Genomic DNA, 19,368 nt, shown 5'->3' on the forward strand with positions numbered 1-19,368 from the left:
CCAATCAATTCTATGTCTTAGCTTTTAGAAGTGTTACCTTCTATTTAAAAGAAAAAACGAGTTTTCTTTTTGTCCTAACATACTGGTTGTTTTGTTCAGTTTTCAAAGAGCAAATTTGTTTTTGGCTGTTTCGCAACAGCGACTTTATTAATATAACACACTTCGCAATTTCATGTCAACCAATATTTTTAAAAATAAATGTTGTTAACTTGGTTGCTGTCTTTTTTGCGACATGGATTACTTTATCATGGGCCCATATGAAAGTCAACGTATTTTTTAAAAATAATAACCCAATGATCTAATTAACTCGATTCTTGTGTAAGGTAAATATATTTAAGTATAGAAAAAAGCTAACTAATTTAATCTTAGCAGCTAATTTTAATTACAAATTTATTGTATGATAACCGACTTAAAACGTGACGATTATCCACTAATTTTATATTTCCGTTGGTAAACACCCTTACCTTTCGTTTCTTCTAATATAGCAGAAATAACTCCTTTTTCTTCCAAATAGGAGATCATCGCTGATAAGTCTAACTTGTAATTTTTTATCTCCGGCATGTTAATCAGCTCTGCATAAGCCCATGGCTCTTCTCTTTCCTTCATAATGTCCAGTAAATGCTCTACAGATAATTCAGCTCTGCTCTTAATGACAAAATCAAGGGCAATCACCATTAATTCGATCTTCTTCTTAAGGTCTTCCTTGCTTTCAATAAACTCCTCATATAACTTATAAACTTCTAAATCAATTTGTTTTACTTGATTCCAAACAGTCACTTCGGGATAGAAGCCTTTTTCGATTACAGCTAACCGGGCTAAATAATGAAGCGAATATAAAACCTTGCTGTTGGCATCTTTATATTCTTCAGAATCAAATAGCGCTTTTGCTTCATTAAAGTTTTTGACCAGTTTGCCAAATTCCATTGCCTTACGTAAACTTCGATTATCCTCCGGAAACTCTCTTAGTTTCTCTTTTAAATGGGTTATGTACTCATTCCGGTCAAAAACCACTTTTCCATTGATAATCCATTCCACAGCTCTGCGATACCCACTTGTATCAATCCAATTGATTAGCTTTTCCTCCATTATAACGTGCAATGCTGCAGTTTCGTTCTCACTTTCGTAATGTTTCACATACCAGGCTTGTTCTGCTTCCCTAACAATAATTAGTAAGACGATATCAAAATTATCTGTTTCAGGACTATTCGGTTTGGTTTTTTCAACTGTTAATATTCCTAATGTGTTCAGATCGCTCGCTCTTTCTTGATAGATAGGCCTTAGGAAATTCTCCATTCTATTTCCCCCACTCATTCTCATTCACTAAATAAAATTAACATATCAGTGTTCTTTCTCTCTGGCTACTTATTTGTCCCCAAAATTCGACAAAATAAGCTTTTCCTTATATATTTCGTTAAATATAAAGAAATTCCTTCTTTTATAAAGCATATTTTTTATCTTTCTTCCTAATTTTATAGCATTCATCCCACTTTAAAGGCATGCAAATGAAAAGATTTATATTTTTCTAACGAGCGGGAAAATATGCTATACTAAATTTATGTACAAGGGGGAACATTATGGCTGAGGAAAAGTTAGTCTACTCAAGTAAAATTAATAAAATACGCTCATTCGCATTGATTCTTGTATTCGCAGGAATACTACTTATGTATGTTGGAATCTTACTTAAGAATGTCGAATGGTTAATGTTAATCTTCTTTATCCTAGGGGTTCTTGCAGTAGTCTTTAGTTGTGTTGTTTATTTATGGATAGGAACTTTATCGTTAAAAACGGTGTCTGTTATCTGTCCAAACTGTGAAAAGCCAACCAAAATGCTGGGACGTGTGGATGCTTGCATGCATTGTAAACAGCCATTAACGATGGACAAGAACTTAGAAGGACTAGAATTCGATGAGAAGTACAACTCACGTCGGTATATGAAAGAACAAGAAGAGCATAAGTAACTAGAAACACAAAAAATCCAAATGCGCAGAATAGCCATTTGGATTTTTTCATATTAAGCAGTCCGAGATTAATGCTTTTTGGTTCCTACTTTTTGACAATCTGGACAAGTACCGTATACCTCTAATCGGTGATGACTAACATCAAAACCTGTTACTTGCTCCGCCAGTGCTTCTACTTCATTCAATGGAGGATAATGGAAATCCACGATTTTCCCGCAGTTATTGCAAATCGTATGATAATGATCCGATGTATTACAATCAAATCTGCTTGAGGAATCTCCATACGTTAGTTCACGAACAAGTCCAACTTCACGCAACACTTTTAAATTGTTATACACAGTAGCAACACTCATATTAGGGAATTTCCCTTCTAGTGCTTTATAAATTTCATCTGCTGTTGGATGTACCATTGAATTTAACAAATATTCCAGTACCGCATGACGTTGTGGGGTGATACGGACGCCTGACTCCTTCAAAGTCTCTATCGCTTGGTTTAAACGTTTTTCAGACACAGCCATCCACCTCACTTTCCATAAAAATATATCGTATCTAATAACATTATTTATTTATAATCTTTACAATTAGTTTACCCTGTAAACGGAAAGTAGTCAACATAAGTACATTAGCAATAGTATTAATGATGTAACTATTCTAATGATTTGTTATTTACACATCTACTTTTAATGTTCTTTCTTCTCCCCCTAATACCTTGTTAACATATCTTGCAGCAACAAAGAGGAAGTCGGATAAACGATTTAAGTACCTCTGGACAAAAGGATTCTCCAGATCTTCACCTAATGCTACCACATGACGCTCTGCTCTTCTCACAATCGTCCGAGCTGTGTGCAAAGCACTCGAAGCTTTATTTCCGGATGGCAGAATAAAATTCTTTAATGGCTCAAGGGCCTGATCCCACTCATCCATTTGTGTCTCCAACTCGTCTATATGCTCCTGCTTTAATTGCCAATTCACTTTCTTTCCTTTAGGGGTAGAAATCTCTGCCCCTACATGAAACATAATTGTTTGAACGTGATGCATGATATCTAAAAATGCTTCTTTCTCGTTCCATTTTTCTTCTTCCAGAAAACTTACGGCTAACCCAATGAATGAATTTGCCTCATCACAAGTTCCGTAGGCTTCCACTCTTAGATCATTCTTCGGAACACGGTCGCCATAAACTAAAGAAGTAAGCCCCTTATCACCTGAACGCGTATAAATTCTCGCCATAGAAATCCCCCTATTTATATTATTCTTCCCAATCGTAGTTACTAACCATTCTATTAGAAAACTTGGTATTCGCCAAGCGTTAGAGAAATTGTCTCGTATCATTTGAGCTTTCCAGTTTCACGAATGACCAAATGAGTGCAACCTCAGCTAACTTAGCCCTACTTCAACCGGCAAAAAATAAATTTGGAGATTATTTTAATATCTAATGCAAACGAGCAGTGCTGAATGTAATAGAGGTCATGTGGTGCTCTCTCAGAATATGTCAATTCATTACCAAAAAATACTCTAGTATAACCAATTAATCCAGGTCTCAATTGTAAGCTTTCCTTTTGTTTTTGATTGTAGGTATTTGCAATCTCCATATACTCTGGTTTTGGTCCGATCAGACTCATGTCTCCCTTAAGCACACTATAGAGTCGTGGAAGTTTATGAAGGTTATACTTTATTAACCAAAGTCCTGTAGAGGTTACCGTACAGTGATCATCATTTTGAAAATCAAAACGATTCGGAACACCTTCTCTCCAACTGTCCAGATAAGGTTGCTGTGGTAAAAACCGGATAACTCTTGAAGGATTTGTCATTACCCTGAAGCTATAACGAATGAAGGATTGATTATCTTTCCCGGCTAAAGCCTCGCGAGATAGAATTGGTCTTCCTTCTTTCTTTGCAATCCGATAAGATATGATGCATATAAGTGGAGACAGTATACATAAAAGAAGAAAACTGACAACGACATCCATCAATCTTTTCACTGTTAAATACAACCGAGATGGGGTTAGCGGTTCACGCACTTCTATTTTCTCCATGGCCAAACACCTCTTTTTGTTAATAGATGTAATAGACTTGTACTACATCCTATTCAAGAAAAAGAGAGCATATACCAAAAAAAGAGAAGGAAACTATCGCTAGTTCCTTCTCACCTTCTTATTTTAAATTCTCTCGTATGAATTGTAATGCTTCTTCTACATGTCCTTTAACGTTCACTTTACGGTATTCCTTCTGTAGAACACCTTCTTTATCTATGATAAAGGTAGAGCGCTCAATTCCATAATATTCTTTACCAAAATTCTTCTTTAATTTCCATACATCAAAGTCATCCGCTACCTTATGGTCCTCATCTGCTAATAATAAGAAAGGTAGGTCATGCTTATCGATAAACTTCTGATGCTGTTCGACTGGATCAGGACTAATCCCTATGATTACAGCGTCCAGCTCTCCAAAGCTTTCATGATTATCACGGAAGTCACATGCTTCAGTCGTACAGCCAGGTGTCATATCTTTTGGATAAAAATACAGCACGACATGCTTGCCTCTAAAATCTGATAAACGAACCTCTTCACCGTTTTGGTTTGGTAACGTAAAGTCTTCTACTACACTTCCAACTTCTACTGCCAATTCGTTCCCCTCCTATAATTCCTATAATCCTTATATCATCCACTATAGCATATCGATTAGAAGGTTTCATTTATCTCTACTTCTCTCTCTAGATTCAAATAGCTTCATTACAAATGCAGTAGGCAGAACATAACCTATAAGTGCTTGCAATAGGGCAATAAACCTGCCAATTCCCAGTGGGGTAATGTCCCCATATCCAATGGTTAATAAAGTGACCCCACTAAAATACAGAGAATGAATCATTGAACCAATTACACTAACCTGTCTTAGTTCTCCATTTTCTACAAGGACGATTCCTTGAAGTGAAAGAATAAAATAAACGAGGCCAAAACCAATAATGACAATTAAATAAATAAGAATCAAGGCAAGAAATAGCTCTCTAGAAAACTTGCTGTCTCTTAATTCAAATTTGACATATACCCTTTTCCCTCGAATAAACTCCGTAATACTAATTAAAAGGACAATGCAAATTACAATAAATACTAACCAAGGAATAAAAGTCATTTTATACTCTCCTAAGGCTTGTCTCCTTCTAATATATGCGGATTTTTATTTATTTTTCCCTTTTTCTAAATTATGCAGGGATGTTCGTACCTTTCGTGTTATCTAGTAATTTTTGGTATAGTAGATAAGGGTTGGTTTTACATGAGGAGGAATAAAAAAATGAATTTTTCAAAATCAGAAGAATTACATAAAGAGGCTTTAGAGCTTATTGTTGGCGGAGTGAATTCACCATCTCGTTCCTATAAAGCAGTTGGAGGCGGTGCACCAGTTTATATGGAAAAAGGAGAAGGCGCCTACTTTTGGGATGTAGATGGTAATAAGTATATTGATTACCTTGCAGCGTATGGCCCAATTATTACTGGATTTGGCCATCCACATATTGCAAAAGCGATTAACAAGGCTGCTACAAACGGTGTTTTATTCGGAACACCAACTCGTTTAGAAAATACATTTGCTAAAATGCTACAGGAAGCAATTCCTTCCTTAGAAAAAGTACGCTTCAATAACTCTGGTACGGAAGCTGTCATGACTACAATTCGTGTAGCTCGCGCTTATACTGGTCGGACCAAGATTATTAAATTTGCAGGCTGCTACCATGGGCACTTCGACGCTGTTCTTGTTGAAGCTGGGTCTGGCCCTTCCACACTAGGAACTCCTGATTCTGCTGGTGTACCAGTGACAACTGCAGAAGATGTCATAACAGTTCCTTTTAATGATATAGATGCATACAAAGAGGCACTGGATAAATGGGGCGACGATGTTGCTGCTGTATTGGTAGAGCCGGTCGTTGGAAACTTCGGAATCGTGGAACCAAAAGAAGGCTTCCTGCAAGCAATTAATGATTTAACTCACCAAGCTGGGGCAATCGTTATTTATGATGAGGTAATTACAGCATTCCGCTTTACATACGGAAGTGCACAGCAGTTATACGGCGTGGAGCCAGATATGACAGCTTTAGGCAAAATTATTGGTGGTGGTTTACCAATAGGTGCTTATGGCGGCCGAAAAGAAATCATGGAACAAGTGGCGCCACTCGGACCGGCATATCAAGCTGGTACGATGTCTGGAAATCCAGCATCCATGTCTGCTGGCATCGCTTGTCTAGAAGTGTTAAGCGCTGAGGGAGTATACGAAAAATTAGATGAGCTTGGTGCACGCTTAGAAAAAGGGATTCTTGAAAAGGCAAAAGAATTCAACATGCACATTACTGTCAATCGCCTGCGTGGAGCATTAACCGTTTATTTCGGAGTAGATAAAGTAACAAATTACGAAGAAGCGCAAGCAAGTGATAGTGAAGCGTACGCTACATTTTTTAAACTTATGCTGAATGAAGGGATTAACCTTGCACCTTCTAAATATGAAGCTTGGTTTTTAACAACAGAACATACAGAATCAGATATTGATGAAACCATTGAAGCAGTTGGTCGGGCTTTTGAGAAAATGTCTAAGTAAAAGTAGAAAACTCCTCCACATACAATGTGAAGGAGTTTTTATATTACACAGGGAAATTAAAAAATATGATCCGAGGACTTTTATTAATAAAAGAAAGTCCACGTCCAGCTCCAGTGCCCAGCAACTAGCAGATCTTTTGGTGGGACGAGCATTGCGCAGTCCCAAACTTCACACTCCTCCACTACGATAACGTTCAACATAGTTGAACTTCATTAATCAAGTTAAAGGAAGTGCCGACTAAAAACGGCTTTTGCCAACGTCGGCATACCCCTAAAGGGGCATATTTCCTTTATTTCATTGCGGAGTGCTCCAGTTTGTACGTTGCTAAACGGGCACTTGCGCTTTTGTTCTTATTCATTATCCAAATTCTGTACTTGATACAAATCATAATAGCTTCCTTGTTTTTTCATTAGCTCATCATGAGAACCAATTTCAACAATTTCCCCATCTTCAATCACTACAATACGGTCAGCATGGGTAATGGTTGCAAGTCGATGCGCAACAATAAAGGTGGTTCTATCCGAGGCTAACTTTTCCATTGTTTCCTGAATGAGATGCTCACTCTCAAGGTCTAGCGCGGATGTTGCTTCATCAAAGATCAGTATTGGTGGGTTCTTTAGGAATACCCGGGCAATAGCAATTCTTTGCTTCTGCCCACCAGAAAGCTTAACCCCTCTTTCCCCCACTAAAGTATCATATCCATTTGGAAGTTTCTCAATAAAATCATGAGCGTTTGCTGCTTTTGCTGCTTCTACGACCTCTTCATCTGTTGCATCTGGATTTCCCATTCTGATATTCATTGCAATGGATTCACTGAATAGGATGTTATCCTGAAGCACCATCCCAATATTGTCTCTTAAAGATCTGGCTTTTACATCTCGTACGTCATGGCCATCTACTTTAATCGTTCCATTGGTTACATCATAGAAACGAGGAATTAAACTGATAATGGTTGATTTACCACCACCACTCATACCAACAAAGGCGATTGTCTCACCCTTCTTGACATGCAGCGTGATATCATTTAGTACAAGATTCTCTTTATTGTCATAGCGGAAGGAGACACGCTCTATGTCGACCTCTCCTTCGACTCTGCCTAATTCCTTTGCCCCGTCTTTATCTACTATGTCATATTTTTCATTCATAAATTCCATAACACGATCAATCGAAGCAATTGCTTGAACAAGTGTAGTCGACGAGTTAATTAATCTCCTTAATGGACTGTAAACTTGATTCATAAAGCCAACAAACGCCACCAATGTACCTAAACTCATCGCTCCTATTATTACTTGATAACCACCAAAAGCTACTACTAACAGTGGAGCCAAATCTGTAATTGTATTGGTCACTGCAAAGGTTTTTGCATTCCAGTCAACATGCTTCATTGCTTTATTGATAAAATTATGGTTTCTTTTATTAAATTCTCCTTGCTCATAATCTTCTAATGCAAAGCTTCTTGTTACCGGAATTCCTTGTACACGTTCGTGAAGATGTCCTTGCACCTCTGCTAAAGCTTGCGATCGTTCTCTAGTCAATTTGCGTAGTCTGGAATAAAAATATTTAACCGCAAAACCAAACAGGGGAAATAATATAATGGATACGATTGTCATTTTCACATCCAGGAAAAACATGATAATAATTGCTATTAGAATCGTAATGATATCTAACCACACGTTCATTAGACCAGTTATGACAAAATTCTTCGTTTGTTCGACATCATGTATTACCCGGGAAATAATCTCCCCGGTTTTTGTCTGGGAATAATATTTCAAACTTAGCTTTTGAAGATGATCAAATAGTTTCTCTCGGATATCATAAAGAACTTTATTACCGACCCATTGCGCAAGATATTGCCGTATATATTCAATAGGCGGTCTTAAAACAAGAAACACAACAAAAGCAATTCCCATAATCCAGAAAAGTTCATTCAGCTTATCCGAACTCGACATTGTTTCTGAAGCAATTATATTATCAATGACATACTTTAAAATAAGCGGCATTAATAAGGGGATTCCAAATTTAATAATCCCTACAATAATTGTCCAAAAAATCCGCCATTTATATGGTTTAACGAACTCCATGTACTGTTTTACACTGCTCATTTATATCTTCCTTTATTCGTAATTGCAAAGGAGACCGTCACAAAGCCAAATAAACATTATCTACCTTTGACTTGTTTGAACAGCCTCCTATTTTTCTTAGTTAACGATACGTTAAATAACGTTCATACCAATTATCGACAAAGTCTGGAGCAAAAGGCCCCTTACGTTGGCGAACCCATCGAATTAAATAGTCTATATTATTATGTAGAATTCTGTCTAAAACGACAGGATAATTCATTGCCTTCTTGTGGACAAGATATTCATCCTTATCTAAGATATCATATGTCATATCTGGGTATACCTTTAAGTCCAGATCATAATCGATATATTTAAGCGCCTCATCATCATAAACAAAAGGCGAACTAATATTACAATAATAGTAAATACCATCCGTCCTGAGCATCCCGATAATATTGAACCAATACGTTGCATGGAAGTAACATATTGCTGGCTCTCTCGTAATCCAGGTCCTTCCATCACTTTCCGTAACCGGTGTTTTATCATTCGCACCAATAATAATCGTTTCCGTACCCTTTAAAACGAGGCTGTTTTCCCAAACACGATGTAGTTGCCCATTATGCTTATAGCTATGTATTTGTATTTTAGATCCTGCTCTTGGAGCAACCATTCTATCTACCTCTCTTATTATTCCGAGTCACCTTTCACTTATTATATAGATAATAATGGAAAAATTAAAGTGAAACTGCTTGCAAAAGGTTTCCGGGGGAGAAAGAAAGGATGAGTAAAGATAGAGAAATGATTACAAACCCTTATTTATATTCACTTAAACATATAAAAGGGTTTCCTGATTAGGAAACCCTTAAAAGTAAATTCGGAATAATAATTTACTTTTTATTAGCTTCAGATTGTTGGTTCTGTCTTCTCACTTCTTGAACATTTGTTTCAGAAGCAAACTCAGTTCCAAACTGACTAGTTCCTTGTGCAGATTGTTGATTTTGTCTTCTTACTTCTTGAGCATTTGTCTCAGAAGCAAACTCTGTACCAAATTGACTAGTTCCTTGCTGAGACTGCTGGTTTTGTCTTCTTACTTCTTGAACATTTGTCTCAGAAGCAAATTCAGTACCAAATTGTCCAGAACCTTGAGCAGCTTGTTGGTTTTGCTGTCTCACCTGCTGAACGTTAGTACCTGAAGTAGTGTTTTTTGGATTAGCCATCAATATCACCTCCGCACGTATTAATCTATCCAGTATTAAAATTGTTATCCGAGAAATTCAGAAAGATTAATATGTCAGTTATGGTAAAAGTTGTTAGGTTATAGATGGCGGAAATCACACAAATTATAGTTGAAAAGATTCCCTCTACAGGAGGAAAATAAATGAATCCAAGAGACTTCAGTGAGTTGTCCATGATGAGCAAAACCCAGTGGAAAGAAGATGAATTACAATATTATCAGCAAGCTTTATCCCAAGTTCTCCCATATATTAACGCAGAAGGATTATCTATTTTACATGAAATTAATGAGGAATTGCATCAGCGAAACGAGTAAATGTCGATTCTCAACCTTAGAGAATCGACATTACATTTTCACCAGGCTTCCGGAAAGGTTTCCTTAGAAGGTGAAAAGCACCTTAGGAGTGACTGTCTCTTCTTCTCAGGCTTCGAAAATATCATCTTTTAAATTGGATACATCACCCTTGAATTCCTAATCTTCACCTTCGAGATCCAATTTATCGCCATCGAATTCCATTTCTTCACCTTCGAGATCCAATTTATCGCCATCGAATTCCATTTCTTCGCCTTTGAGACCCAATTCATCGCCCTTGAATTCCATTTCTTCGCCTTTGAGACCCAATTCATCGCCCTTGAATTCCATTTCTTCGCCTTTGAGACCCAATTCATCGCCCTTGAATTCCATTTCTTCGCCTTTGAGACCCAATTCATCACCCTTGAATTCCATTTCTTCGCCTTTGAGACCCAATTCATCGCCCTCGAATACAAACTAATCAATATACTTCATCATCTTCTGGTGAGAGACAGGGAATGGATAATCCTTTAATTCATATTTTTTTACAAACCGTGCTGATTCCTTTGTAACTGTACCCATCTTCGCTTCGGCAGCACGAATTTCTAAGTCCCATTTAATATGAGAGAAAACGTGGGTTAACTTCCCTTTAGACACCATTAACTCCAGATGAACTCCATAGTTCTGGAATACAAAATCAGTAATCTGGTTAACTTTAGCGATTGGAATCATTGGGAATTGCCACAGATCTGCTAGTAATCCATTACTAGGTCTCTTTTCGATTAGGTATTCTTCTTTGTCATTCTTAATAAGCAGTACAACATATTCCATTAGCTTTTGCTTCTTCGCTTTCTTTTTTACTGGCAACTGTTCTTGAATTCCCTCTTCGTATGCTTTACAATGCTCAGCTATTGGGCAAAGCATACATCCTGGGGATTTTGGTGTACAAATCGTTGCACCAAGATCCATAATTGCCTGATTGAAGGAAGAAGGGTCCTCTTTTGAGATAACTTCTCGTACATATTCTTCCATTAGCTTCCGTGTCTTGGCTTGAGCTATATCATCTTCTATTTTAAGCACTCGGGAAAAAACGCGCATGACGTTCCCATCTACGGCAGGCTCAGGCTGGTTATACGCAATAGATAGTATAGCTCCCTTTGTATAAGGTCCAACACCTTTTAATTCTCCTAACTCTTCCGGTGTATCAGGAACTTTACCATCGTATGTTGCAACTACTTCTCTTACTGCGGATTGAAGGTTTCTGGCACGTGAATAATACCCTAATCCCTCCCAAGCTTTTAATACATCTTGTTCATCTGCTTCTGCAAGGTCATAAACAGTAGGGAATTTTTCCATAAATCGGTAGTAATACGGGATAACTGTATCTACCTTCGTTTGCTGAAGCATAATCTCTGAAACCCACACTCTATAAGGGTCCTGGCTCTTTCTCCATGGCAAATCCCGTTTATTCGCATAATACCATTGCAGTAAATCTTCTTGGAATTGTAAAATGTTAAATGATTTTAATACTTGCTTTACCAAAGTTGCACTTCCTTTATGTTACAATAAAAATAAATTAATTTTTCTAGGGAAAGATAACATTACATCCTATACTTATACAGTTAGGAAGGAGTCGAATATGGATACTGGAACGCATATTGTAATGGGGGTCGCGCTAGGCGGTTTAGCAACAATTGACCCTGTCGTACAAAATGATCCAACACTTTTTCATGCCGTGTTAGTTGGAACGGTTGTTGGCTCACATGCACCCGACTTTGATACTGTCTTTAAACTGAAAAATAATGCTACTTACATTAGGCATCACAGAGGTGCATCCCATTCCATACCAGCTGTTATTCTTTGGGGTCTCCTCGTTTCCGGGATTATTTTTCTATTTGTTCCGGAAGTAAATTACTTGCACCTATGGCTTTGGACATTCTTAGCCGTGTGTATACACGTATTTGTAGACCTATTTAATGCATACGGGACCCAAGCATTTCGCCCGTTTACCAATAAATGGATTGCCCTAGGTGTCATTAATACTTTTGACCCATATATTTTCATGCTGAATGTAGGAGCTATTCTGGCATGGATGTTAGGTGCAGACCCTGTCTATTCATGGTTTGTGATTTATTCTGTAATTGTACTATATTACATTAAAAGATTTATGGATAAAAGAGAAATTGTGAAAAAGATTAAGGAAAATATTCCCAGCACTGTGGCAATTGCTACTTCCCCCACCCTTAAACACAACAATTGGCGGGTTGCAATTACGACAGAGGATAAGTTCTTTGTAGGAATAGTGGAGAATGGACATATCGAAATCGTGGATGAGTTTAGGAAAGTGCCATTACCAGATATGGATGTTATGAATAAAGCTTTAACAGATAAAAATATCCAGTCCTTTTTAAACTTTTCTCCTGTTTACCGTTGGGAGATAAGTGAATATGAGCATTTTACCGAAGTTCGCTTTACCGATTTACGTTATCGTTCCAAAGAATATTATCCCTTTGTTGCTGTGGTGAAACTGAATCCTGACCTGGAGATTATTAGTTCCTACACAGGCTGGATTTTCTCTGAACATAAGCTGCAGCGTAAATTAGTTGTTGAGGATATCCTATAAAAATGTAACATAGTAGAGGTGCGAATTTAACCGAAGTTCGCACCTCTACTGTTACCAAATACTATTTTACCTTTTTTCCTAATAAAGAAATCGGTAATGCTTCTTCTTTTTCATACATTTCATTTAAGATATTAATTCTATGTCCCCAAGCAAACACACCATTAATATAATTTATTTTAAACGTAAACCCCGGCTCCATTTTTAATTGATAGATTTCATCTGCTGAAAAATCTTCCGGATTCATGGTATAAGCCATTGCAACTTGCATTTTTCTTTCGTTAATTTGAACCTCTGATATATTTCCTAATTGCTCCGCTTTTTGGGCCTTTTCCTTCAATCTCCCTATTTCTCTATATAATTCTTCAACTGAATAATCACTATATCTATAGTTCATCTAATCTCCCCCTATGTCCTATTTTACATGTAAACAGAAATGAATTACAGCAGACTATAAGCCGGTATTCACATACTCCTCCAAATACCGGTTTATTAGATCCATAGAAAATCCTTTTCTATATAAGCCTTCTTTTATTTTGTTTTGCAGCATATAGCCCTCATGCTTAGCCTGATATCTTCTGTTTAACTTGTCCCCTTGGTAAACCACAGCTTCCCATTCTGCTGTTTCATCCTTCTTGTCATCTACTTCTGCCAAAGCGTCTTGGATAACCGGTTGGGTAAATCCTTTTTGCATCAATGTAACCTGAAGCTTTTGGAGTTGATTTTTAAAAGCTTCTTTTTTACTAGGCTTCAGCTTTTTTTCAACCCATTTATGCACCTTTTCTATCTGTATTTCATATGGATATAGGGTGATTGCATTTGCTGCAATAGATTCGGAAACGCCCTTTTCCATTAGTTCCTTCTTAATTAATTGCGGGCCTTTAATAGATGTATTGATTCTGGTTTGAACAAACATCTCAGAAAACAGCCTATCATCTAGTAATTTTCTATTTAGCAAACGCTCCATAATTACGGAAATATGATTAGGCTCTATTTCCTTCTTCATTAAGTAATCCTTCATTTCCTTAACGGTTCGCATTCGGTAACTTAGATAATTAATAGCTAATAAATAGGATTTCTGCAGGTTGTCTTGTTCAAGCAGTTCTTCAATGGTCTCCTTATCAAGTTCAAGCCCTTTACGCAATTGGAACTCTATCAGAATAGCTTCATCTACACTAAAAGCATAATCTTCTTTCTGGCCATCTGTTAAATAAATATTATATCGATCTTTTCGTTTTTGTTGTGTGGTAATTCGGGATATTTTCTTCATTGTCTTCACCCCTATTTCTATTATCCTAACATAAAAGCCCAAGTCTTCGCACTAACTAATAGAAAGCGTTATCGGTTAAACTATAATTATAATTGGAGAAAATAAGGAGGAAGCTAATGAATTTCTTACTAACTGGCGGTACAGGATTTGTAGGTAAGAAAGTGACGGAAGCTTTGCATGACAATGGACATCATACCTTCATCATAACGAGAACTCCAGACAAATACGAAAACACAGAGAAAACAACCTATATTGATTTCAACTTTCCAATGGAAGAGCTCCCATTAATTTATGGTGTCATCAATCTAGCTGGTGAATCGCTCTTTGGGTACTGGACTGAGAAAAAGAAAGAAGCCATCCTGAGTAGTAGAATATCTATAACTAACAAAGTAATCGATACAATTAAAAGATTAAAGGAAAAACCGAAAGTATTCATTAATGGGTCTGCTGTGGGGTTCTATGGAAATTCCAATGAACTTATTTTCACAGAAGCTACAAAAGAAGCTGGAAGCGATTTTCTAGCAGATGTTGTCGTGAAATGGGAAGCAGCAGCAAAACAAGCTGAAGAATTAGGAATTCGCACAGTCTATTCTAGATTTGGGATTATATTAGGACATGGGGGCTCACTGCCTTTAATGAGCCTGCCTATTAAACTATTTGCCGGTGGCAAGATAGGTTCTGGGGAGCAGTGGTTATCATGGATTCATATAGACGATGTGGTTCGTTTAATGTATTTCTGTCTATTCCATGAGGATATTAGCGGTGCCGTTAATTTCACGGCCCCGAAACCAAAACGGAATAAAGAGTTTATGAAAACATTGGCAGCTGCATTAAAGCGTCCCTATTGGCTTACGACACCTTCCTTTGTCATTCAGACTGTTACAGGTGAAACGGGACAATTAATTACAAAGGGCCAATATGTAATCCCGCAAAAAGCACTGGATCACCAATTCCAATTTTCTTATCCAGAGCTCAAGATAGCGCTAGAACAAATATTTAATAGAGATTAATTTATTGTTAAAAATTCCATAGAAATTTAACAAAAAAAAGATTTGCATTTTGAATAAATCATTGTAAAATGTAAGTATCAAATGATAAGTGAGATGAACGTTATATAGATTATACGCATACATCATAACTACATAGGGAAGGCAAATGGTGCGCCACCAGTTAATACTGGTTCTAGTGGGTTCGATTCCCACCCCGAATTTTTGTTGAAATTTTAAATAAAAATTCGTGGGTGGGACATTCACTAGTATCCTTATGGAGTCTAGTCTTGTACCCGCCTGGATTAAGGAGGGTATTTTTTATGCTAAAAATTCGCGAGCTACACGAGGTACCAGTATTATTTGAACTGATGTCACACCCAGATGTATTCCCTTATGTCAGACACAAAGCTTATACAACAGATGAATTCTATTTCTTAACAAAGAAAACTATCGAGGAAGAAGAGGAAAGAAAATTAATTTCCCGCACCATCCTTGATGAGTATCAGCATCCAATAGGTACAATAAATTTATTTGATATAGAGGATAACTACGGATTTCTAGCAACTTGGATTGGCCAGCCTTTCTTTGGCAAAGGCTACAACAAAACTGCTAAAGAACAATTTTTTGATGAATTATTTTATTCTCATGACATTGAAGGTATATTTATGAAGGTAAGAAAGACAAATACCCGTTCACTTAAGGCGGTATTCAAATTGCCTTACGCTGCTTTTGCAAATGAAACCTATCCAGAAGTATATCAAAGGATCAATGCAAAAGAAGATGTTTATGATTTGTTTGTGATTACCAAAGAGCAGTATGCTGCATATCAGCAATTTACTGGAAATGCAGATGAAGCAACTGGTGAAGAAGTTTCTTAAAAACTGATTATTCTTAATCCCTCTACTCATGAATATTTCTGCTTACAGAGGGTAAGCTAAGATATAAAAAAGTGAGGGATGACCATGGCTAAATATAGTCCTAACCAACGAAATAAGGTGCTCAATAAAACGCAAGAAGTTCTCTATCAAAAAGAATTTAAACAAGCAGATCGTATCTATCAACAATTATCACAAAGAGGAAGAGGACAATAACTAGCCAACACAGCTAAAAAAAACGGTTCCGTTTATCTATTTTTGATGAACAGGAACCGTTTTTTTAATATATTTTATTATTTGGCGTAGTTGCTATATTCCCTCATTCCCTTTTCCCTTACAGGCAATCTGAACAGTCCTCTCACTATAATCTTCTAAAGACCATGTAAAATCCTCTGTTTCGCACCCCATATTCTTCTCAAACAGAACAAACTCCCGATGGGATTGAAAATTAGTAACATCCCCGAGCCATGATGTAAATGTAGCCGAAGCCTTTTTTAAAAGCTAACCTCGCTAAACTTAGTTTTAATGTTTTATATAATAGAATACGGGAATACAAAAAGCACAAAACGATAGGAGGTATTTGATATGGTAAAACAAGTTATTGGTTCTTACAACTCAGAAGAAGAGGCTATTCTAGCAGTGAATAGACTTGAAAGAGATGGTTTTGAAGCACAAGATCTTACTATCGTTACAAATAGAAGAGGAAATACAGAAGCATTAGAAAGACAAACAAATATAAATGTAGAAAACGGTACAGCATCATCAAAAGAAGATGAATCATTCTGGGAAAGTATTAAACGACTTTTCACCGATGAAGAGGATACTAATTCCGTTAACCCAACTGATCAACTGATTAATTTAGGTTTAACAGAAGAAGATGCTGCAGTATACAGAGAAGATCTTGCAGCTGGAGGAATTTTGCTGCTATCAGATAGAAATCCTGCATTAGAGACTCCGTTCGATGAAGTAGCAGCTACTCTGACAGATACAGAACCTGATGTAGTTGACAGAGAAAAAATAAAAAGACGTGAAGAAGAGCTTCTAATTAATAAAAACAAAGTTCAAACAGGCGAAGTACAAGTTGATAAAAATGTAGTTGAAGAAAAGCAAAATATTGAAATTCCTCTAGAGAAAGATGAGGTTCATGTTAAGCGCAGACCTGTCTTAGACTACGACGACTCTACCGAACCTATTGAAGATAATGAATCTATCCGTATTCCTATTGTGGAAGAAGAAGTGGAAGTAAGGAAAAAACCAGTCGTCAAAGAAGAGATCGTTATTGATAAATCTAAAACCTATGATACCAAACATGTAGCTGATACTGTTAAAAAAGAAGAAGTAGATATTAAAAGTGAAGATATGCTAGAAAGGGACAAGCAGAATCGAGGTTCATTAAATAATGATTCAGATAAGTTGTTTTAAAATACAAGTTGAACAATAAACAGAAACAATCATCTCTAAAAGCAAATGATTAGCTACTCCAAAAGATCCGAACTAATTCAAACTAAAAATTTGAATAATAGTTCGGATTTTTCTTTTATTTCATTCCATGATTTTAGCAGTAATTGTTTTAGCAAGGAAGTATGACATCGAAGGCAGAAAATCTATTATATTGCCAGTGAATGAGGCTTTTTCAAATATCTCTCCACTTTATCCACTAATGTTATCCACAAACATTTAATAATTGTGGATATTTTTTCAGGATCCTTATCTTACCTCGCTTTATTTATCCACAAGGGAACGATAATGTTTTTGTCAACAAATTGTGCATAATGTGGATAAACCAGTGGATAACTGATTAATTCTAGTTTTATCGCTGTGGGTAAATACCTTCAAAAAGAAGACACTTTCCTATCATACTTAGATATCGGATACAATGCAAATGTTTTTTTTATCATGGATAAAGTATTGACCCTTTGTTCTAACTGTTATATACTTAATATAACAGTTAGAACAAATGAAAAAAGGATGTGAGGATAAAATATATGATTGTTCAATTAGATTTAGAAACCGATGAGCCGATTTATGTTCAACTAAAGCATCAAATTATTGAAGGTATTGCAAAGAAACAGCTCAGGCCTGGAGACCCGCTTCCTTCTGTTCGTTCCATGGCATCCGATATTGGAATCAATCTCCATACCGTTAATAAGGCCTACCAGCAATTAAAGCAAGAAGGCTATATTCTTATCCATAGACAGAAAGGGGTTGTCATTCAGCCAGATGGGGTACCAGAGGCAGATGAAGCCTATAAGGATGATTTGTTTAAGAAGCTTAGGCCTTTCATAGCTGATGCTGTTTGCAGGCAGATCGATGAAGATGAATTTATAAAATGTTGCAGCAATATCTTTGCAGAATTTAATCAAGAAGAAGGTGAACTTTGATGAATATTCTCCTGTTTTTAGTTGTCGTATTCCTTCCTATTTTTATCATGACCATCTTTATTCCGTATTGGACTAGAAAAACGGAAAGTTTCGGCATTACCATTCCTGAGGAAATTTACTTCGATGACAAGCTTAGAAAGATGAGAAAGCAATATGCCTTTACCATGAGTTTTTTCAGTATCCTTATCACCATTGTTTTTATTTTTATCGGCATTAGCTTCACCAATGATGAGCAAACATTAAGCATCCTTTTTGCAATTGCTACAGCAGCATATCTCGGGATTAGCTTCGCCGTTTATCTTAAATTCCATCAAAACATGAAGGCATTAAAAGCAAAAGAAAACTGGAATATGAGCAAATCTCAGCAGGTATTTGTAGATGTTCGTTTCAGAAATCAAAAGCTGATTTACTCTAACATATGGTTCATACTCCCAATATTCATTGCTGCTTTTCTTATTTTTATTACTTTTCAAGCTTACCAAGATATCCCTGAACAAATTCCAATGCAATACAACTTTGAGGGGGAAGTTACGAACTGGGCAGAGAAGTCGCATCGTTCTGTCATTCTCCATCCAGTAATGATGGTCTATCTATCTCTCATATTCGTACTAGTTAATATCAGCATTGCAAAGGCTAAACAGCAAATAAATCCGAATAACCCAAAAGAATCGATACAGAAAAATATTATCTTTAGAAGAAGATCCTCAGGCTTTTTGCTGATTACCTGTTTCGGATTGACTTTAACATTTACATTGATACAGCTTTCTTTGATTTATCCTATTAGCTCCAGCTTAATCACAAGACTTCCACTTATCATTGTAGTAATTATTATTGGAGGAGCCATTATTCTATCCGTTACTACAGGGCAAGGCGGCAGCAGATTAAAGAATCATTCACATGAAAGTACAAATATAACCGCTCGTGATGATGATAAATACTGGAAACTAGGGCAATTTTATTTTAATAAAAACGATCCAGCACTTTTCTTAGAAAAACGCTTCGGTATAGGCTGGACCGTGAATCTTGCCAGACCCTTGGCATGGATCATTTTATTAGCTGTTATCGGTTTGGCATTTGGTATCCCATTTTTACTAACCTAGGAGGAATGCTAC

The 19,368-nt window shown here is 36.7% G+C and carries 23 protein-coding genes; 10 read left to right on the forward strand and 13 right to left on the reverse strand.

Annotated elements, in window-relative coordinates; translation table 11 throughout:
• Positions 1-423: 423 nt before the first annotated feature.
• A complete protein-coding gene (locus D8M04_RS18995; protein WP_121524992.1) occupies positions 424-1,293 on the reverse strand; it encodes a nucleotidyltransferase-like protein in 870 nt (289 codons plus the stop codon).
• Positions 1,294-1,574: 281 nt separating this feature from the next.
• Here D8M04_RS18995 and D8M04_RS19000 point away from each other — a divergent pair, with 281 nt between their 5' ends.
• Positions 1,575-1,958, forward strand: a complete 384-nt coding sequence (locus tag D8M04_RS19000) for a YgzB family protein (protein ID WP_121524993.1) — start codon at positions 1,575-1,577, stop codon at positions 1,956-1,958.
• Between the two features lie 68 nt (positions 1,959-2,026).
• On the opposite strand, the gene perR is transcribed toward D8M04_RS19000, so the two are convergent.
• The 5 genes from perR to D8M04_RS19025 form a co-directional block, all read right to left on the reverse strand.
• Positions 2,027-2,470, reverse strand: coding sequence for a peroxide-responsive transcriptional repressor PerR (perR, locus tag D8M04_RS19005; protein WP_121524994.1), 444 nt, complete (start codon positions 2,468-2,470; stop codon positions 2,027-2,029).
• 154 nt (positions 2,471-2,624) lie between these two features.
• A complete protein-coding gene (locus D8M04_RS19010) occupies positions 2,625-3,185 on the reverse strand; it encodes a cob(I)yrinic acid a,c-diamide adenosyltransferase (protein ID WP_121524995.1) in 561 nt (186 codons plus the stop codon).
• 158 nt (positions 3,186-3,343) lie between these two features.
• Positions 3,344-3,991 (reverse strand): sugar transferase, encoded by a 648-nt coding sequence (locus tag D8M04_RS19015; protein WP_121524996.1) that lies wholly within the window; start codon positions 3,989-3,991, stop codon positions 3,344-3,346.
• Positions 3,992-4,109: 118 nt separating this feature from the next.
• Positions 4,110-4,580, reverse strand: a complete 471-nt coding sequence (bcp, locus tag D8M04_RS19020) for a thioredoxin-dependent thiol peroxidase (RefSeq protein ID WP_121524997.1) — start codon at positions 4,578-4,580, stop codon at positions 4,110-4,112.
• A gap of 66 nt (positions 4,581-4,646) precedes the next feature.
• Positions 4,647-5,084 (reverse strand): potassium channel family protein, encoded by a 438-nt coding sequence (locus tag D8M04_RS19025; protein ID WP_121524998.1) that lies wholly within the window; start codon positions 5,082-5,084, stop codon positions 4,647-4,649.
• Between the two features lie 159 nt (positions 5,085-5,243).
• Between D8M04_RS19025 and D8M04_RS19030 the strand changes: the two genes are divergently transcribed.
• Positions 5,244-6,536: a glutamate-1-semialdehyde 2,1-aminomutase gene (locus D8M04_RS19030; RefSeq protein WP_121524999.1), complete on the forward strand. Its 1,293-nt coding sequence runs from the start codon at positions 5,244-5,246 to the stop codon at positions 6,534-6,536.
• Positions 6,537-6,886: 350 nt separating this feature from the next.
• Here D8M04_RS19030 and D8M04_RS19035 read toward each other — a convergent pair whose 3' ends face one another.
• The 3 genes from D8M04_RS19035 to D8M04_RS19045 form a co-directional block, all read right to left on the reverse strand.
• Entirely contained in the window at positions 6,887-8,638 is a 1,752-nt protein-coding gene (locus tag D8M04_RS19035) for an ABC transporter ATP-binding protein (protein ID WP_121525000.1), read from the reverse strand.
• Between the two features lie 100 nt (positions 8,639-8,738).
• On the reverse strand, positions 8,739-9,266 hold the full coding sequence (gene ntdP / locus D8M04_RS19040; RefSeq protein WP_121525001.1) for a nucleoside tri-diphosphate phosphatase: 528 nt from the start codon (positions 9,264-9,266) through the stop codon (positions 8,739-8,741).
• Between the two features lie 217 nt (positions 9,267-9,483).
• The gene (locus D8M04_RS19045; protein WP_121525002.1) at positions 9,484-9,813 is read right to left on the reverse strand and encodes a gamma-type small acid-soluble spore protein; all 330 of its coding nucleotides are present in this window, start codon (positions 9,811-9,813) and stop codon (positions 9,484-9,486) included.
• Positions 9,814-9,974: 161 nt separating this feature from the next.
• On the opposite strand from D8M04_RS19045, the gene D8M04_RS20235 reads away from it, so the two are divergent.
• Positions 9,975-10,145, forward strand: coding sequence for a hypothetical protein (locus D8M04_RS20235; RefSeq protein WP_187695475.1), 171 nt, complete (start codon positions 9,975-9,977; stop codon positions 10,143-10,145).
• Positions 10,146-10,301: 156 nt separating this feature from the next.
• Here D8M04_RS20235 and D8M04_RS19050 read toward each other — a convergent pair whose 3' ends face one another.
• Positions 10,302-10,577: a hypothetical protein gene (locus tag D8M04_RS19050; protein WP_121525003.1), complete on the reverse strand. Its 276-nt coding sequence runs from the start codon at positions 10,575-10,577 to the stop codon at positions 10,302-10,304.
• A gap of 21 nt (positions 10,578-10,598) precedes the next feature.
• On the reverse strand, positions 10,599-11,663 hold the full coding sequence (gene mutY / locus D8M04_RS19055; protein ID WP_121525004.1) for an A/G-specific adenine glycosylase: 1,065 nt from the start codon (positions 11,661-11,663) through the stop codon (positions 10,599-10,601).
• A 97-nt stretch (positions 11,664-11,760) separates the two neighbouring features.
• Between mutY and D8M04_RS19060 the strand changes: the two genes are divergently transcribed.
• The gene (locus tag D8M04_RS19060; protein ID WP_121525059.1) at positions 11,761-12,744 is read left to right on the forward strand and encodes a metal-dependent hydrolase; all 984 of its coding nucleotides are present in this window, start codon (positions 11,761-11,763) and stop codon (positions 12,742-12,744) included.
• A 61-nt stretch (positions 12,745-12,805) separates the two neighbouring features.
• Here the strand turns inward: D8M04_RS19060 and D8M04_RS19065 are convergent, their stop codons facing one another.
• Both D8M04_RS19065 and recX read right to left on the reverse strand, forming a co-directional pair.
• On the reverse strand, positions 12,806-13,138 hold the full coding sequence (locus D8M04_RS19065; protein ID WP_121525005.1) for a YfhH family protein: 333 nt from the start codon (positions 13,136-13,138) through the stop codon (positions 12,806-12,808).
• Between the two features lie 54 nt (positions 13,139-13,192).
• Entirely contained in the window at positions 13,193-14,011 is an 819-nt protein-coding gene (gene recX, locus D8M04_RS19070; protein ID WP_121525006.1) for a recombination regulator RecX, read from the reverse strand.
• A 116-nt stretch (positions 14,012-14,127) separates the two neighbouring features.
• Here recX and D8M04_RS19075 point away from each other — a divergent pair, with 116 nt between their 5' ends.
• From D8M04_RS19075 to D8M04_RS19100, 6 genes are all read left to right on the forward strand, one after another.
• Positions 14,128-15,021 carry a TIGR01777 family oxidoreductase gene (locus D8M04_RS19075; protein ID WP_121525007.1) on the forward strand — a complete coding sequence of 298 codons (894 nt, stop codon included), beginning with the start codon at positions 14,128-14,130 and terminating at the stop codon, positions 15,019-15,021.
• 299 nt (positions 15,022-15,320) lie between these two features.
• The gene (locus D8M04_RS19080) at positions 15,321-15,878 is read left to right on the forward strand and encodes a GNAT family N-acetyltransferase (RefSeq protein WP_121525008.1); all 558 of its coding nucleotides are present in this window, start codon (positions 15,321-15,323) and stop codon (positions 15,876-15,878) included.
• Between the two features lie 84 nt (positions 15,879-15,962).
• Positions 15,963-16,091, forward strand: a complete 129-nt coding sequence (locus tag D8M04_RS19085) for a YfhE family protein (protein WP_121525009.1) — start codon at positions 15,963-15,965, stop codon at positions 16,089-16,091.
• 369 nt (positions 16,092-16,460) lie between these two features.
• Positions 16,461-17,297 (forward strand): YsnF/AvaK domain-containing protein, encoded by an 837-nt coding sequence (locus D8M04_RS19090; protein ID WP_121525010.1) that lies wholly within the window; start codon positions 16,461-16,463, stop codon positions 17,295-17,297.
• 563 nt (positions 17,298-17,860) lie between these two features.
• A complete protein-coding gene (locus tag D8M04_RS19095) occupies positions 17,861-18,256 on the forward strand; it encodes a GntR family transcriptional regulator (RefSeq protein ID WP_121525011.1) in 396 nt (131 codons plus the stop codon).
• Positions 18,256-19,356 carry a DUF1648 domain-containing protein gene (locus tag D8M04_RS19100; RefSeq protein ID WP_121525012.1) on the forward strand — a complete coding sequence of 367 codons (1,101 nt, stop codon included), beginning with the start codon at positions 18,256-18,258 and terminating at the stop codon, positions 19,354-19,356. Before D8M04_RS19095 ends, D8M04_RS19100 begins: the two co-directional genes overlap by 1 nt.
• The last annotated feature ends 12 nt before the right edge of the window (positions 19,357-19,368 follow it).

Source organism: Oceanobacillus piezotolerans (assembly GCF_003665065.1).
In the GTDB taxonomy this organism is placed as follows: domain Bacteria; phylum Bacillota; class Bacilli; order Bacillales; family Amphibacillaceae; genus Oceanobacillus; species Oceanobacillus piezotolerans.

Bases quoted from the DNA above. Each gene is read 5' to 3' on its own strand.
- D8M04_RS18995 (WP_121524992.1), bottom strand. From the start codon at position 1,293: ATGGAGAATTTCCTAAGGCCTATCTATCAAGAAAGAGCGAGCGATCTG.
- D8M04_RS19000 (WP_121524993.1), top strand. From the start codon at position 1,575: ATGGCTGAGGAAAAGTTAGTCTACTCAAGTAAAATTAATAAAATACGC.
- D8M04_RS19010 (WP_121524995.1), bottom strand. From the start codon at position 3,185: ATGGCGAGAATTTATACGCGTTCAGGTGATAAGGGGCTTACTTCTTTA.
- D8M04_RS19015 (WP_121524996.1), bottom strand. From the start codon at position 3,991: ATGGAGAAAATAGAAGTGCGTGAACCGCTAACCCCATCTCGGTTGTAT.
- D8M04_RS19025 (WP_121524998.1), bottom strand. From the start codon at position 5,084: ATGACTTTTATTCCTTGGTTAGTATTTATTGTAATTTGCATTGTCCTT.
- D8M04_RS19030 (WP_121524999.1), top strand. From the start codon at position 5,244: ATGAATTTTTCAAAATCAGAAGAATTACATAAAGAGGCTTTAGAGCTT.
- D8M04_RS19035 (WP_121525000.1), bottom strand. From the start codon at position 8,638: ATGAGCAGTGTAAAACAGTACATGGAGTTCGTTAAACCATATAAATGG.
- ntdP (WP_121525001.1), bottom strand. From the start codon at position 9,266: ATGGTTGCTCCAAGAGCAGGATCTAAAATACAAATACATAGCTATAAG.
- D8M04_RS19045 (WP_121525002.1), bottom strand. From the start codon at position 9,813: ATGGCTAATCCAAAAAACACTACTTCAGGTACTAACGTTCAGCAGGTG.
- D8M04_RS20235 (WP_187695475.1), top strand. From the start codon at position 9,975: ATGAATCCAAGAGACTTCAGTGAGTTGTCCATGATGAGCAAAACCCAG.
- D8M04_RS19060 (WP_121525059.1), top strand. From the start codon at position 11,761: ATGGATACTGGAACGCATATTGTAATGGGGGTCGCGCTAGGCGGTTTA.
- D8M04_RS19065 (WP_121525005.1), bottom strand. From the start codon at position 13,138: ATGAACTATAGATATAGTGATTATTCAGTTGAAGAATTATATAGAGAA.
- recX (WP_121525006.1), bottom strand. From the start codon at position 14,011: ATGAAGAAAATATCCCGAATTACCACACAACAAAAACGAAAAGATCGA.
- D8M04_RS19075 (WP_121525007.1), top strand. From the start codon at position 14,128: ATGAATTTCTTACTAACTGGCGGTACAGGATTTGTAGGTAAGAAAGTG.
- D8M04_RS19080 (WP_121525008.1), top strand. From the start codon at position 15,321: ATGCTAAAAATTCGCGAGCTACACGAGGTACCAGTATTATTTGAACTG.
- D8M04_RS19085 (WP_121525009.1), top strand. From the start codon at position 15,963: ATGGCTAAATATAGTCCTAACCAACGAAATAAGGTGCTCAATAAAACG.
- D8M04_RS19090 (WP_121525010.1), top strand. From the start codon at position 16,461: ATGGTAAAACAAGTTATTGGTTCTTACAACTCAGAAGAAGAGGCTATT.
- D8M04_RS19095 (WP_121525011.1), top strand. From the start codon at position 17,861: ATGATTGTTCAATTAGATTTAGAAACCGATGAGCCGATTTATGTTCAA.
- D8M04_RS19100 (WP_121525012.1), top strand. From the start codon at position 18,256: ATGAATATTCTCCTGTTTTTAGTTGTCGTATTCCTTCCTATTTTTATC.